16 protein-coding genes are annotated in these 15,188 nt (G+C 35.2%); 9 read left to right on the forward strand and 7 right to left on the reverse strand.

Annotated features, from left to right (window positions below; all coding sequences use genetic code 11):
* Positions 1–514: 514 nt before the first annotated feature.
* On the reverse strand, positions 515–1,144 hold the full coding sequence (locus tag ACJ004_RS27655; RefSeq protein WP_410896296.1) for a response regulator transcription factor: 630 nt from the start codon (positions 1,142–1,144) through the stop codon (positions 515–517).
* Positions 1,145–1,492: 348 nt separating this feature from the next.
* Here ACJ004_RS27655 and ACJ004_RS27660 point away from each other — a divergent pair, with 348 nt between their 5' ends.
* Together ACJ004_RS27660 and ACJ004_RS27665 are read left to right on the forward strand one after the other, a co-directional pair.
* Entirely contained in the window at positions 1,493–2,116 is a 624-nt protein-coding gene (locus tag ACJ004_RS27660) for a hypothetical protein (RefSeq protein ID WP_410896297.1), read from the forward strand.
* 23 nt (positions 2,117–2,139) lie between these two features.
* A complete protein-coding gene (locus ACJ004_RS27665; RefSeq protein WP_410896298.1) occupies positions 2,140–2,589 on the forward strand; it encodes a hypothetical protein in 450 nt (149 codons plus the stop codon).
* An 89-nt stretch (positions 2,590–2,678) separates the two neighbouring features.
* Here ACJ004_RS27665 and ACJ004_RS27670 read toward each other — a convergent pair whose 3' ends face one another.
* Positions 2,679–3,581: a helix-turn-helix domain-containing protein gene (locus ACJ004_RS27670; RefSeq protein WP_410896299.1), complete on the reverse strand. Its 903-nt coding sequence runs from the start codon at positions 3,579–3,581 to the stop codon at positions 2,679–2,681.
* Positions 3,582–3,745: 164 nt separating this feature from the next.
* Here ACJ004_RS27670 and ACJ004_RS27675 point away from each other — a divergent pair, with 164 nt between their 5' ends.
* From ACJ004_RS27675 to ACJ004_RS27685, 3 genes are all read left to right on the forward strand, one after another.
* Complete coding sequence (locus tag ACJ004_RS27675; protein ID WP_410896300.1) at positions 3,746–3,868, forward strand: hypothetical protein; 123 nt, start codon at positions 3,746–3,748, stop codon at positions 3,866–3,868.
* Between the two features lie 207 nt (positions 3,869–4,075).
* Positions 4,076–4,843 (forward strand): diguanylate cyclase domain-containing protein, encoded by a 768-nt coding sequence (locus ACJ004_RS27680; protein ID WP_410896301.1) that lies wholly within the window; start codon positions 4,076–4,078, stop codon positions 4,841–4,843.
* Between the two features lie 550 nt (positions 4,844–5,393).
* Entirely contained in the window at positions 5,394–5,777 is a 384-nt protein-coding gene (locus tag ACJ004_RS27685; protein WP_410896302.1) for a VOC family protein, read from the forward strand.
* Positions 5,778–5,882: 105 nt separating this feature from the next.
* Here ACJ004_RS27685 and ACJ004_RS27690 read toward each other — a convergent pair whose 3' ends face one another.
* Positions 5,883–6,743, reverse strand: a complete 861-nt coding sequence (locus ACJ004_RS27690; RefSeq protein WP_410896303.1) for a D-alanyl-D-alanine carboxypeptidase family protein — start codon at positions 6,741–6,743, stop codon at positions 5,883–5,885.
* A gap of 292 nt (positions 6,744–7,035) precedes the next feature.
* Here ACJ004_RS27690 and ACJ004_RS27695 point away from each other — a divergent pair, with 292 nt between their 5' ends.
* Positions 7,036–8,064, forward strand: a complete 1,029-nt coding sequence (locus ACJ004_RS27695; protein WP_410896304.1) for a DUF3231 family protein — start codon at positions 7,036–7,038, stop codon at positions 8,062–8,064.
* A 67-nt stretch (positions 8,065–8,131) separates the two neighbouring features.
* Here the strand turns inward: ACJ004_RS27695 and ACJ004_RS27700 are convergent, their stop codons facing one another.
* Entirely contained in the window at positions 8,132–8,548 is a 417-nt protein-coding gene (locus ACJ004_RS27700) for a DUF1284 domain-containing protein (protein WP_410896305.1), read from the reverse strand.
* A 294-nt stretch (positions 8,549–8,842) separates the two neighbouring features.
* Between ACJ004_RS27700 and ACJ004_RS27705 the strand changes: the two genes are divergently transcribed.
* A complete protein-coding gene (locus tag ACJ004_RS27705) occupies positions 8,843–9,550 on the forward strand; it encodes a DUF421 domain-containing protein (protein WP_410896306.1) in 708 nt (235 codons plus the stop codon).
* A gap of 192 nt (positions 9,551–9,742) precedes the next feature.
* On the opposite strand, the gene ACJ004_RS27710 is transcribed toward ACJ004_RS27705, so the two are convergent.
* Entirely contained in the window at positions 9,743–11,335 is a 1,593-nt protein-coding gene (locus ACJ004_RS27710; protein WP_410896307.1) for a GMC family oxidoreductase, read from the reverse strand.
* 228 nt (positions 11,336–11,563) lie between these two features.
* Here ACJ004_RS27710 and ACJ004_RS27715 point away from each other — a divergent pair, with 228 nt between their 5' ends.
* Positions 11,564–11,950: a DUF1259 domain-containing protein gene (locus tag ACJ004_RS27715; RefSeq protein WP_410896308.1), complete on the forward strand. Its 387-nt coding sequence runs from the start codon at positions 11,564–11,566 to the stop codon at positions 11,948–11,950.
* 194 nt (positions 11,951–12,144) lie between these two features.
* Positions 12,145–12,699, forward strand: a complete 555-nt coding sequence (locus ACJ004_RS27720) for a DUF3231 family protein (RefSeq protein WP_410896309.1) — start codon at positions 12,145–12,147, stop codon at positions 12,697–12,699.
* 145 nt (positions 12,700–12,844) lie between these two features.
* Here ACJ004_RS27720 and ACJ004_RS27725 read toward each other — a convergent pair whose 3' ends face one another.
* Together ACJ004_RS27725 and ACJ004_RS27730 are read right to left on the reverse strand one after the other, a co-directional pair.
* Positions 12,845–13,708, reverse strand: coding sequence for an RNA polymerase sigma-70 factor (locus tag ACJ004_RS27725; RefSeq protein WP_410896310.1), 864 nt, complete (start codon positions 13,706–13,708; stop codon positions 12,845–12,847).
* Positions 13,674–14,990 carry a phytoene desaturase family protein gene (locus ACJ004_RS27730; RefSeq protein ID WP_410896311.1) on the reverse strand — a complete coding sequence of 439 codons (1,317 nt, stop codon included), beginning with the start codon at positions 14,988–14,990 and terminating at the stop codon, positions 13,674–13,676. Before ACJ004_RS27730 ends, ACJ004_RS27725 begins: the two co-directional genes overlap by 35 nt.
* Between the last annotated feature and the right edge of the window lie 198 nt (positions 14,991–15,188).

The raw sequence follows: 15,188 nt of genomic DNA on the forward strand, positions 1-15,188 counted from the left end.
AAAAAAGCACTCTAAGAGAAATGACAGGTTTGCTAGGATTCTTCCTAATAAACTCATGTGCATCTCAAATAGAGTGCTTAACTTCACATTCAGGCTCATAAGAGCAAATAAAAAAACTATGTATTTATCATAGTATAAAAAAACAATTCTACCATATATACTTTGTAAATAAAATACTTCAATTTCGAGGACAATCGTAACTAAAACGACTGTCCTTAACATTTATTCAAATTTGCCATACCACTCTATTATAAATAGTATCTAACATGATAAAATTCAAGATCTATAACTATGGTTTTATCCTTCTAGCACTACAACTATTACAATTGACAGAAATAGACTTAAAAGGAACGATATTATCCAATTAGTTTTGCTGGTCATTTTAAGGATAATATTTAAAACAGCACTAATTAAAAAGCATACAAAAAAAACAAATATAATCATATATATACCCATAAAATTGCGGCACCTCTTTCATTAGTGATTAAACTATAGTTTCAGTTTAGGAAAACTCTTATTTATTTATACTTATTAAATTAAGACCGATTGCTTTGGATAGAGCTTCTAAACGAGAATTTACGTTCAATTTTTTAAATGTCTTAGTTAAATGGTATTCAACAGAACGCAAACTCATAAATAATTCTTCAGAGATTTTTCTGTTGTTTTTACCTGCTGCAATACATTGTAGTATTTCCATTTCTCTTTTTGATAAGATGCTATCCAGGTTGTGATCATCATGGCAAGGATTATTTTGAGAAGCAATTAGTTGTTTCAGTATGGGTAAGGGATATAAAGCATGGCCATGTTTTACAAGTTGTAAAGTTAGTATAAGTTCAGTAATAGATGTTGATTTTTTTATAAATCCACTTATACCCAAGCCAGCAAACTGCTTAAGGTGATATGTATATATATCATAAAACATGACTATTTTAGCCTTATCATTTGTTCTCAAAATTCGATTTACAAACTCTAAGGAAGTAGTCTCTAATAAGTAAATATCATAATTGGAAAGGACCTTCGTATTTTGACAGTCTAAGGAAAACAATTGCAAAAAAGTAACTTTAAAATCTGATTCGTTTTCCAGAATCTGTTTTATTCCTTTTCCAAAGAGTTCGTTTTCATTAATAATTAACACCCTCGTCATATTCCACATCCCCCTGAAAGAATATGTTAACTCCTCCTTCACTAATTAATATATTAATAGAATATTTGAATTTAGTGAAATCCGTAAAATGGTCAGTTCAGCGATATATTTACAAATATAGACAGAATATATCTGTTTTTCTCCCGATGTTTTAGTTAGATATAAATATATTTATATTTGTAGTACCCTACAAAATTGTATAAATCCACAAGGAAATCTTGCGGAGTTCCTTGAAGAGATTGCGGTGACAATTAATAGAATAACCCAGATAATGGTAATGAGCTCATAACCTAATAAAGGTATACCTTTTCCATTCCTAGCTAGGATCAAATTAAGGAGGAAATATTAGTGAAGAAGATTGTGTGTCTATTAACTTTTGGATTGATGTTACTTTTGTCTGTAAATGGAGCAAGCGCTGCTAAAAACGACAATTATCCTACAGCCAAGGAGATTGAAGTATTAAATCAAGAACTCCAAGGACTAGTAGATAAAGCTAATAAAAAACTAGCTGATGGTGAAAAAAACTTCGAAGTAAAAGGAAAAAACCTAACAGTAGGATTTAAGGAAAAGGAGATAATCGATTCAGCTAGTTTGAAAGAAAGTCAATTACAATCTTCTTTAATATCAATAGCCGCAATTGGTTCCAAAGAGTATCAGGCATATGTAGCAAATACCAGCGGGTTTAATTTTTCTCATGCAGTCAGTGGAGTCTTCTCTTGGAATGGTGATTATTTAACTGGTCTGACAGCTAAAGCAGATTTAACTGGTGTTATGTATGAAAAATCTCACTCTACAACAAAAGAAGGATTAGATGGAATTATCAATGGAAGTTCAGCCAAAGTGGGCAGAGTGACTAGCGAGGGTAGATTTAAAGCGCTTAAATACTTTGCTAACTATTACACAACGTTAATAGTTGATGTTTATGCCCCCACTCAAAGCTATAGGATTGTAACAGCAAAAATCACTTATTAATTCACAAAAAGGGGTTGGAAAAGTTGGCAAAAAATATGTCTTTTAAACTGTCTTCACTATTTCTAGCATTATTAATAATGTTTGGGTTTAGTGTAAGTCCTGCATCCGCTGAGGTGCTTATTACGAATTTTAGTGGTACTACCACACCAAGTACTACTTCTGTACCTTCCAATTATCATCACTTTTACTCCACTAAGGACTCAGTCAGTGTGAAATTTAAGGTTGATGAATTTATTCAAACTGCGGGCAAGCCGGGAGTAGAAGTAAAATTACAAAGAAGTAATGGATTTTGGTGGTCTACTGTAACGAGTAAGATTGTAACTTCCACCTCAGCGGTGACATTAACTGGTAGTACAGGAAGTGGAGATTGGAGAATTGTTGTAACGGAAGTTCCAGTGCCGACAGGGTACGATAAACCACCTCTATACAAAGCTAAATCAACAAGATACTCAGGTTCGGTGACTGGTTATTAAAAATTTGTGATACTGTAATCCAAGGGACAGCAAGTCATTTGCTGTCGTTTTCTTTTTAAAGGATAAATAATCAAAATAACAGCATCGGGTTATTTGTCATTTTTCATAATATTTTTTATTTGGAATATTTTTTCTTTTGTAACTTCAAAGAAACTTTCTTTTTTGGACAAATAAAATAATTCTTTAGCGCGCGAATAATGATCTAAGGATTTAAAGTAATTATTTAAAGCCTGATAATTCTGACCAGATTCATAATGAAGTTCGCCTAATAAATAAAGCAACTCTTCCTTCAAGCAGAGCTTAATCCCTTTGTCACAATAAGAAATGGATTCTTCGAAGATTTTTAATTTAAATAGGGATTTAGCAATTCCATAATAAAGACGAATGACGACTCTCTTATCTGGTATTTCCGGCATGTTTTTTAAATGATTTAACGCAGTCTTATATATTTTAAAAGACTGATTGTAATCCGAAATTTCATTAAAAATGATAGCTTGGCTGTTTAAGATTTCAATGTCCTGTATGGAAGTAGGAAGAGTATTATTCTTTCCTTTTCCAATCATAAAAGCTGTTTCTAGGAGGGTGAATGATTTATTAACATCTTTTCTTAAATAATACTCTATTATTCCCTTATGCCAGAGGATAAATTGATGATTAGACGGCATCTTAAACGCTAGGTGTCCTTCCTCTGTTTGAATCAGGTGCTCAACTTCTTTATAATTTCGTTCTCGAATCGCTTTCCTAATTTGATATTTTATTTCAGTTACATAATCATATCTTGGATAATATGCTTGATTATAGAAATAGTTAACGTCTACTCCCAATTTATAAGCAATCTCATATAGTGTGGTGCATAAAGGTATTACATCACCGCTCTCTATCCTGCTTATCTGAGCTTGCGTACCGATGCCATCTGCTAACTCACTTTGAGTAATCTGTGCTTGATTACGAAGGTACTTTATTTGCTTTCCAATTATATCTGCCTTGTTCAATAACTATCCCTCCATGTTTTATAACTATGATTATATAATATCAAAAAATTTACAAATTTCGGTACTTCACCAATAATATTCCATTTAAATCCAGTAAAATGGAAAATTAGTGATACTATTAGATGATATATTATAGTGTTATAAATTATCAGGGAGAGATGACTTTGAAAAAGATGGTAAGTATTATTCTAGCAATTGGTCTATTGGCCGCTATAACAACTAACGGGAATGTAATTATAAAAAATCATATTACGGACACTCTATACGATCTTCCAAACCAGCATTGATATAAAATATAGGAAAACACCCAATTTACGTTACGCCATACATATGCTGCACATATAGCCATGAAGGGTATGCCGTTGGAATGCATTCAGGTTCTATTAGGACATAGGAAAGGGATTTATACATCTATTACAAGAAAACTTCATTTGAAGTAGTCATTAAGATTTAGTAATCTGTTATAAGGATTGACTAAATTGGAGATGACTCATTTGGAACAAGGAAAAAATAAATATACAAAGTGGTCAAATAAAGTAATTTTTATCCTAATTGGTTTACTGTTAATAAAAGTATCTGAGTTTAATATTTTATATAGATTTATCCATTGGTTTTGGAAAATACCTTTGGTTGGGAAGGAAGAGTTCATCGGCACCATTATTACTACAGTAATTTTTACGCCATTTCTCTTTATTGTAATGAAACAAAGGATTAGATTAGAGGCGGCAGAAGAAAAGTTCAAAACCTTATCCTATTATGACCCGTTGACTGGACTGTCAAATCGGAGATATTTTGAAGAAAAATTAACTGATTCACTGAAAGGATTAGGAAATGAAAGAAAACCAGGTGTAGTCATTTTTCTAGACTTTGATGAATTTAAACAGGTCAATGACAATTATGGTCATGGAGTTGGTGATCTCTTATTACAGGAAATGGGAAATCGACTTTTAGATTGCTTAGGTAAAGAGGATACCATTTCACGTTATGCTGGAGATGAATTTGTGATTTTTTTACCCAACACTGATAAATCATCGGTTTTAAAAATTGTTAAGAGAATCATAGAAGAGATAAATAAACCCTTTACCATTAATAATATTCGAATTAATACTTCCACAAGTATTGGGTTAGCTTTTTATCCGGAACATGGAACAGAGGCAATTACATTAATTAGAAATGCTGATATAGCTATGTATAAAGCTAAATTGCAAGGAAAAAACACTTATGGCGTGTTTGATTGGGGCGATATTGAAGAAAAAGTTTAAAATAAATTAAGCTTAGGTTCCTTTTAAAAGAGGCATAGTTGGAAGACAGTGTCGACATTCTTTTCAGGCTTTTGAAGGGAAAATTCAGGATCGGTGCTTGCTGAGGAGACTTTTAATCAAACGTTTGATTGGAAGGGAAAATTGATGAAATTTAGGGAAGTTTGTCATTCATGGATGATTTCAGTGCCTATCACCACCAGATGAAAGCGATAAAACAAAACCTTTTAATTTTGGCTCTTTTCTAAAGGTCGTTGTTTTTTGGATTCGCTGATAAATCTCTTAAATCCGCTGATAAAAGTATAAAATTCGCTGATAAAATGCTATTTTCCGCTGATAAAACTATAAAATCCGCTGATAAAACTATAAAATCCGCTGATAGATCATTCTAATCCACTGAAAGTGTGTAATTTTACACCAAATTGAACCGTTTTGGAGTTTAAACTTAATAGAAAACAACAATGTTTGCCAAAAAAGCCTTAATTTTTAAAGGTTTTTTTTTGTATTTGTTGAATCTATAAAAAATACTAACGGTAAAGGTGGAAAGAAGTTTATGAATTCAGCAGTTTCTCCAATTTCCTGTAAAGTGAACAATGTTTTTATCCATGTAAGTAACTTAGAAAAATCGGTAAAATGGTACAGTCATCTACTTGGAGTACCATTCAATAAAGATAATATAGTCTCTCCTGTTTATAACATACCTGTTACAACCGAGACTGGCCTTACATTAGATGATCATACATTCGAGGAAGGGTTTAAATTAAAACCCTCGGATCACGTTTTATTTAATTTCTTCGTTACAGATATTGATGAGGCTTACAATTTCATTAAAAGTAACGAAATAACAATTGTTAAAGAAATAGAGCGTATTGGTGATTTTGCCTATTTTAATTTTAAAGATTTAGATGGTAACGTTTTAATGGTTTGTAACTGCTAAGAGGGGTGATCTGATGGCTTGAGTGCCTAATATCTATGTGGTCATCTATAAATCTAAGTCCATTTTGTCCGTGTGATACGATAGGTTCATTTGCCACACGCAGATCTACTCCGCCATATCACCTTCGGAAACTGGTTTTGATGTGTTCATATGAGCAAATGAATAGTTTGCCATGGTTTGTATATCGCGGTATTTTGACCTTTTATTGCTCATCATGACTACAGAGATGACTTCTTTATTGTCCTTTATTAAATATTCCACTAGCGTATGCCCGGCAGCATTAGTAAACCCTGGTTTTCCAGCAATGACATTTGGTTGGCTATGAATATTAATTAGATTTCTAATATTTTTTTCTTGCCGACTTGTTTTAATTTTAATCGTTTGGGTAGACATGGCCTCTAAAACGGCGGGATGTTTAATGGCTTCTTTTGTAATAAGAGCCATCTCGTAAGGAGTTGTATAATGGTTTGGATTATGAAGACCATTGGGTGTAACGAAATGAGTGTTTTTGAGGCCCCATTGTTTGACCCTCTGATTCATCAGTTCGGCGAATCCTTCTTCGCTGCCAGCCACGTTTTCCGCAATTGTTACGGCAATATCATTCGCACTTAATAGTATTAAAGCTTTCATCGCATCTTGTTTAGAAATCTTCTCTCCTGCTTTAAGACCGAAACAGATACATTCTTGATTGGCCGCATGGGGGCTGACCGTTAACATTTCGCCGGCTGACATCCGTTCATCTAAAATAGTGGCCGTTAACACTTTCGTCATACTCGCAGGATAAGCTTTTGAATGGCTATTTTTATTGTAAAGAATCTCGCCAGTAACGGCATTAATGGCGACTCCAAACTCACCCACAATTTGCGGTGCTTGTATCTCCGCCGTACTGACCTCTTTTGTTGACATGCCACTCCATATTAAAAGGACTACCAATGTAGTTGCAACGATTTTCCCGATGTTTGACATGATGTACCCCCAGTTGAACGATCCTTAATTTTCTCTTTTATTGTGTTCAATTTTTGCAGGAATTACTTCAAAAGATGGTTGCTGTTTGGATTCGCTGATAAAATGCTATTTTTCGCTGATAAATGCTATTTACCGCTGATAAAATGGCATTTCTCGCTGATAAAACTATAATCTCCGCTGATAAATGATACGAATCTGTGGTTCTAACGGGGCTTTTAGTTGAACAACACATAAATTAAAGGGAATTGTAAAAAATATCAAATAAAATAGTCTTTTTGGAGGAATCTTGGACATGTTCGAAAAGATAAGCAAAGAAACTCCACATCACGCAAGGTTGACTGCTCCTGAAATCGCAAATCTTTGGTCACAGTATCAGAATGACTCGATGGCGATATGTGTTTTTAAATACATGATCAAATATGTCGAAGATGTATCTATTCGCCCCATATTGGAATCTGCTTTGAAATTAGCTGGGGCACACATTACAAAAATTAAGGATTTTTTTTACAAAGAAAAATTTCCTATTCCTCACGGATTTACTGATGATGATGTAGATTTATCGGCTCCGCGCTTGTATTCAGACGAATTCTTTTTAAGTTATACCTACATAATGAGTGTCAACGGTTTGACTGGATATGCTGCTGCATTATCAACCAATATGCGAAGGGACGTACGGAATTATTTTGCCCAATGCCAGATTGAAACAATGGAGCTTTTCAACAATTCCTTAGACATACTATTGGAAAAAGGAATTGTATCTAGACCACCATTCATTAATCCTGCCGATCAAGTTGAGTTTATTGAAAAGTATAATTTTATTGAAGGGATATTTGGAGGAAAAAGACCATTAGATTGTATTGAGATAAGTAATTTGTATTGGGATTTAAAAAAGATCCAATTAAGTAAATCACTTACCATGGGATTCTCTCAAGTGGCTAAAACTCAAGAAGCGAAACTTCATCTTTGGCGTGGTGTCGAAATTTATAATAAACACATTGAAATATTAGAATCAATCTTGGCCCAGGACCATCTTCCAAAACCAAAATCGGAGGAAGCGGAAGTAACCCAATCAACAACAGCACCTTTTTCTGACTGTCTTATGATGTATCATAAATCCGTCTTAGGTTCAACAACGATAGGTTCGTACGGTACAGGTATTGGTACATGCCAACGTATAGACTTGGGAATCCATTTTTCAAGGCTCTTGACTGAAATGGCACAGTACATGGAAGATGGCATGAATATTATGATTAAATACAAATGGGCTGAACAGCCGCCATTGACAGATGATAGAAAAAAACTTTCAACGGAGAGACAGTAATGAATGCCATCCTTGATGTACTACCGATTCTTTATTTTAGGTGCATCAGTGATTAAAAGGGGAAGGCTTATTTCACTTCCCTTAAGCCCTTCCCTTCAATAATCTCTTGAATTCCTTCCTCACAAACTCCATATGACCTCCAGGAACACGATTTACACACAATTTGAATATCGGAGGGGATGACAGACTTTCGGATGCTCGACTCAATGTCTTCCCAATTCAGAATTTGTCCGATTTTAAGCCCTAATTTCTCTAAAATAACGGCATCTCGTTCATAAATATTGATGTCTTGGCAGTGGTACACACCTGAGTTTGGGTACTTTTCACACAACTGGTCAGGACCCTTAACAAGTTGAATCCTCATCTTTGGGTTATCTCTCAAGGTTTGGTGCAGTCTTGTCATATTTTCCACGTATTCTTGGGAATACCCCATTCCCCGATAGCCCAAAAGGCAAAAAAGATGATGACCTCGCAGCTTATACATAATTTCTCCCCCTTCGATAGGTTCGATTAAATACAAATGTTAACCGAAATGATTAACTGGTTAACGAATCGTAATTATCATATCATACAGAGATATATTTAAGGGGGGATCGAATTATGAGTAAGTATGCAGGGCTGAAGGAATTGGCACTTATAGAAACCTGTTTACTCCGTGTCTTTTACTACCTTTAATAAATAATTCTTTAGGATTAAACACAAATGAAACTCCTAATACTAACCTTATGCTTATATGGGCGATGATTAAAATGTAATAAATTTTAGGAGAGATGAAAATTTGGAAACCGTTTATCGCGCATTTATCGTTTTTATTGCAGGGTATTTGTTTTTAAGGGTGACAGGAAAAAAAGCGGTATCCCAAATGCATACTTTTGATTTATTGTATATTTTTGTCCTTACTAATATTATTAGTACGCCCGTTGAAGACAGTAATCTAGGAAAGGCTATAATCTATGCTGGAATCACAGTAATTTTATATAAAATTTTTATACGCGTGTCCTTACATAATAAATTACGATGGATTTTATATGAAAGTCCTACGGTATTAATTCAAAACGGTGATATTGATAGAAAAGGACTGAAAAAGGTGCGTATGACTGTTAATGAATTATTGTCACATTTAAGAGTTAAAGGGTTCACAGATGTCCAAAGTATTGCCATTGCAGTGATGGAGCAAACAGGAAGTATTAGTGTGATCCCTAAGTCGGAATACCGACCAGTCCAACCCAATGATTTAAATTTACAAGTGAAGAAAGAATATCTTCCTATTCCACTGATAATGGACGGTCAGATTGTTTACCATAATTTAAAATATTTGCATTTGGACCAAGATTGGCTAATGGAAGAGCTTGAAAAAATGGGTGAAAAAATAGGGAATATTATATTAGCAACTTTTTTGGAAGATGGAAAGTTATTTATAGATAATAATGATATTAAGGATCATAAAGGCGATCCATATTACTACAAGCCTGGGAGAGATAATTGACTTACATTTGTTTATCAAGTATAAAGATTGAAAAAGGTCAATCAAGAACATCAAGCAAACTTATTAGTAATAGCGGTGGTTTTGGGGAAAAGAGGGAATTATTGATAATAAAAAGAAGGAGCTAATCCAAGCGTCGGACTAGCTCCTTCTCTTTAATTGATATGATTTGCGTTCATTCGTTAATGAAATAATTCAATTAAGATTTCCATTTATTAAATGTTTTGCAATTGTATAGCCAATTAGGAATGCAGCGGCTGATGTGTTGCCATCAACAGTAAAGGGAATAATCTGTGCATCCGCAACAATTAGATTATTGACCCCATGTACTCTTCCAAAACGATCAACGACTCCACCCATATTAAATGGTGCCATTCGCAGTGAACTTTGTTGATGGTGATTATGGCCGAAGTTTTCTTTAATGAAGCTTTCAAGTTGTTCATCATTATCAATGGTTTCAAGTGTTGGATTCACCAGCTGGTATGTTGGATCAATTTTAGAAAGTTTTTCTGCAATATTTTTAATAAAAGTCCTATAAATCGCTTTAATAGATTTTAGGTCATCATCGTCTTCAAGAAATCCTTCATCAGCAAGGACGATTTTCAAAGGATCATTATTTTGAACTTTAATAGTTCCTCGACTTTTTGGTTGTAAAAAAAGAATCGCAATAGTTAAATTTCCCTCTGCTACAATTCCGATGAGTTGTACAGCTCTGCGGCGATTGCCTTTTCCGGAAAGAGGGTGAGGCAAAAAGGCTCCACCTGTGTAAAGGGCAAACGGGTCCTTTTGAAGCTCAGGAATATCCTTTTGATTCATCGTAAAAGTAGCGGTGTTTAAGGTATGATTCGTTAAAAATTCTCCTACATTTGGATTATCAAAAACGACCGGTATGTCAGCCTGCTGTAATTCTTTTGAAGGCCCAATTCCAGATAACATTAGAAGCTGGGCACTGTTTATCCCTGCTGAAATAATGACTTTTTTGCTGGCTAATGCTTGTACCTTTTGACCTTCTTTGAGAAATTCAATTCCAATTGCCTTTTTTCCCTCGAATAGAATACGGAGAGCGGTAGATTTATAAAAAACCCTTAATTTTCGACCATTTACTCCAATTCCATCGGGAGTCATAATATCTGAAGATAAAAATGCAGTTGAAGAACTTTCACGCTCTCCATCTGGTTTTTGATATAATTGCCAGCGCTTAAAAGGACCAAGCGGAGTTCTAGGATCATTATAATCGAGAATTTTAACAAAGCCTGTTGCTTGTTCTATTGCTGAAACCAATTTTTTCGTCACACTTGGTGGGTTAGCAGGAGCTTGTCTGATATTTAGACGACCATTAAAGCCATGAATTTCTGGATTATTCGTTTTGCCATGATAATTTTCTAACTGTTTAAAGTTTTGAATTGCTTGTTCAGGTGACCACAATGAACCTAAAAGTCTTTCCCATTCTCTTAAAACAGAAGGTGTTGGTCTGACATACTGTTCCCCATTGATGGAAGATCCCCCGCCAGAAAGACGACCTGTTGTCCATTCAAATGTTCTTTCATCCACCTCTTCTTGCGGTACGCCTTCTCCTTGCCAAAAATACTGTGGAAAAAATCTCTCTTCTAGTTCAAGAGCAAACCTAGAATCTCTAATTGGTTTATCCCGATCATTATTTTCTCCAGCTTCTAAAACTAAAACTGAAGTTTTTTTATCATCCGTAAGTGTCTTAGCTATAACTGCACCAGCAGGTCCAGTCCCTACAACAATATAATCAAAAAATATCTTTGACTGGTCTAAATCCATTTTTCATTCCCCTTTTTTCCATTTATTTATCATATGAATAATCAATGGGGAAGGAGTAGGTAAAGATGGCCACATTTGACAAAATATTTGAAATTTGGAATTGCCACAACTAGTGGAATGATTTTTAAAGAAGAGGATAACTTTATTGAAATCTTTTTTGATTAGTCTAGACAAGCCTTTCCTCTCCTGCATAAATTATAGAGATAAAATATGAAAGGAGGGATGAAAATGTCAACCTGTCAAAGACTTGCAGATATTATTGGAGGCGAAGTTATTGTTGCAGCTCCTGTTTGTGTCGTTCAGCGTCTTCGTAATATCAGAGCTACTATCTTAGGTCGTCGTACTCGTTCCCCATTAGCCCTTCCATTCGCTCTTTCCTTTGAAAATAACCAAAATGGTAGAACCCTTAATTTAGGTGAATCTGTTGTTCTTCAAGAAGAAATTAACCCGTTCATGTCTGCCTTAAGAGCACGAGGAATTATCGTTACAGCGGTTCATAACCATTGGCTATTTGATGATCCTCGTTTAATGTATATGCACTGGGAAAATGTAGGGAATCCGTTTGAGTTTGCTAGAAATAGTATCGAAGCAGCCAGAGAAGCTGGTCTTTTCTAATGGCAAGCTATTTGTTCTAATTTGGCCTTCATTTGAAGGTCCTTTTTTTTTAAATTGTGCATATCTTTATTCAAACCTTTTTAACGAAGCGGGTTGAAGAAAGAAATGAAAAGTAATGTAATTAGGACAATAATTTCTTTTTGTTACATTTTTTTACAATTAATGTGGAATGATATTATTTAGGAGGTGTAAAAATGCCTAATCCTTTTGAAGCGATTTTTAATATGCTTAAAATATCGATTGATTCAACAAACGAACCCAAATCTCCATTACATATCATTGAAGCAGGAGACTGTTGGACTTATTTAACTTTGATGGAAGAATTCATACGTTATGAGGAATCAGGATTAAACACAACGACTGATGATGAAGTAACAGAAATGTTAAAGGACGTAGTTCAATTATGTGAATCACAAGTAAAAAAAATAAGTGAATTTATGAAAAAAGAAGGAATTCCTTTACCGGATGTAACATCCCCAAAACCAAACTCTGATCCAAATGATATTCCTTTAGGGGTAAAGTTAACGGACAATGAAATAGCCAATGGTGTGGCATTCAAGGTAGTTACATGTTTGCAGGCTTGTTCTAAAGGGCAAGCAGATGCTGTAAGAAATGATGTCGGGATCATGTGGTTACAATTCTATCTTGCATGGGCAACATACGGAACAACATTAAAAACCCTTATGCGTAAACGTGGGTGGCTGAAGGTTCCGCCATATTATTATCCACCTGGTTCCCCAAAACAATAGGCGTAAATAAGTGCCTGGCACTGCTCGGATTATGTCGAAGATTGAAAGAGAATTATATAAAGTGATACTCCCAGAAGCTTTATATTAAAAAAAGGGACAACACATCCGCGTTGTCCCTGTAAGGTTACACTGTTTTTCTTTGTTCTTAATCAACAGGTAATTTATCAGGATTCATGGTTATATACATTTCGATTATTTTTTCATGATGGATATAAAAACTAAGGATACTTTGAATCTTACCATTCATGTATACCACAATGGCTGGTTGATAGTTGACATTTTTCACTTCAAAATAAGAGTCTTTCGAGGCCTTTTTGATGACTCCGTATAACAAGGCTAAAACATTGGATACGGATACTACAGGACGTACCGCCGCCTTAACTTTTCCGCCGCCATCAGAATATAGTGTGACATTTTCTGAGATAAGTTCTAATAAAGCATCCCTATTTTGCGTTTGAAACGCTTCTATAAAGCGATTAACTAGTGACTTATTCTTCTCGTAGTGTAAGCTTTCATCTTCCACAAGTGTGAGCTTTTGCTTAGCCCTGCTAAAAATCTTTCTACAGTTTTCTTCTTTCTTTTCAATGATGTTAGCAATCTCTGAGTATGGGAAATCAAATACTTCTCTTAATAGGAGGACGGCTCGTTCGTCTGGTACCAGATGCTCCATCATTCGCAAATAGGCCATACTCAAGCCTTCTTTTTGAATCACAATTTCAGATGGGTCAAAGGCGTGTAATTTCTCTACTAATAATGGCTCAGGATTCCATGGCCCCACATATTTTTCTCGTCTATACCGTGCAGACTTTAACACATCAAGACAATGGTTTGTCATTATTTTGCAGAGATAGGCTTTCTTATTATTTATGTTTTCACCATCCATTTGATAAGCTTTTAGAAACGTTTCTTGGACCAAGTCTTCTGCTTCCGCTACTGAGCCTAACAGCCGATAACCTAAGGAAAACAATAATGGTTTAAAGAGTTGGTAATCTTCTTTCGTAATTTGCACTATTTTTCCTCGCTTCGTTTAAAATGATTTCTTCCGCTGCTTGTTTCGCACTGCTGAAGGCTCCATCTGCCAAAATAGCGTCGGGGGAAGCCCAGTCTCCTGCTATATATAATCCTGGAATTTCTGTTTTAGAACGCTGCAGCTTCTGCTCATCTCCAATTTGGGGTAAGCGCTGATTCACTGTAATGTTAGGGATAAAACGTTTTGTAATCACATATTGCTGCCAACCTGGCTGGAGCTTATCTAAGAATTGTTCAAGCTCGTTTTTAACACTTGTTCCATCTATTTGATCATCTGGATGGTGATATTTAAATACATGAAGAACCGCACTATTTGTGTCATCAGAGAGGCGGGCATAGGTTGAATGCACGGAATAATAGAGTGGATCCGTGATGCTCAGGGCGAACAATCGCTTTGGATTGGGTAGCTTGGTTAACGCAACATCTAACGTTGCCCCTCGTATAGGTGTTATTTGGGCAAAAAAGTTGTTTTTAGAATTAACTTTTTCCGTTAACATTTCATTCAGTTCATGAGGGCCGGTTGTACAAATTACATACTTTGCGAGAATTTCTTCTTCATTGGACAGAACTAACTTAAAGTGATCCAGTTGGGCCGGGTCAATTTGTTTAACAAGGGTATGGGGTTGAACCTGAACGCCTGACAGGATTGCTCGATTGTGAAGCTGATCGATAATCGTTTGCCAGCCGCCATCTAGATAAAGTGCACCGCCCATCGCATTTTTCATATTCGATACCATTACTTTTGCGCTCACCCTTTCAGGGGCATGACAATAGGTGGAAAGTCGGCCAAGTACATATAGCAATGACTCCACTATTTTCGAGTGAGTTACTTGCTTCACCCATTGTTGGAAGGTTTGCGCTGCTAACTTATCAGGATCTGTATTCATCAGTTTCAACAAAGCTGCCATCCATTCAATCCGCTCTTTTCCATTCAATAGTCTTGTTGTAAAAAGTTCAAAAGGAGAAAGCGGTGCAGCATATTCGATATTGTTCTCAATTAAGATACCGTTTAGTTTGGGTGATTTTCCAGGAAGATGAATACCTAATTCTTCGAGAATAGATACCGCTTTTCCTTTTTTATATAGGGCATGCGGGCCAAGATTTAAATACTGCTGTTTCAGCTTGTTTGTTCTAGCCCTTCCACCTACATGCTTTCCTTTTTCTACTATTAATATGGATAAGTTGGTTTTAGATAAATAATTAGCTGCCACATAACCCGCTAATCCACCACCAACAATAACAACATCCCATTTTTGAGTCATAAGATAACCTCCTAAAAGTTATTTCATCACTCAAGACGAGATAGGGGGGATGGATGTGACAGCAGTTTAAATAGATATTTTGGAAACTTGTTGATAAGAGAAAACTTTATGAAAGCAAAGCAACTTTCCGTCACATGACCATCTTATATTTAGGATGTTTTTTTTATGAGGAGACTTCTCTAGTTTTTTCCTAATACC

This window comes from Neobacillus sp. 204 (assembly GCF_046562815.1).
GTDB lineage: Bacteria > Bacillota > Bacilli > Bacillales > Cytobacillaceae > Neobacillus.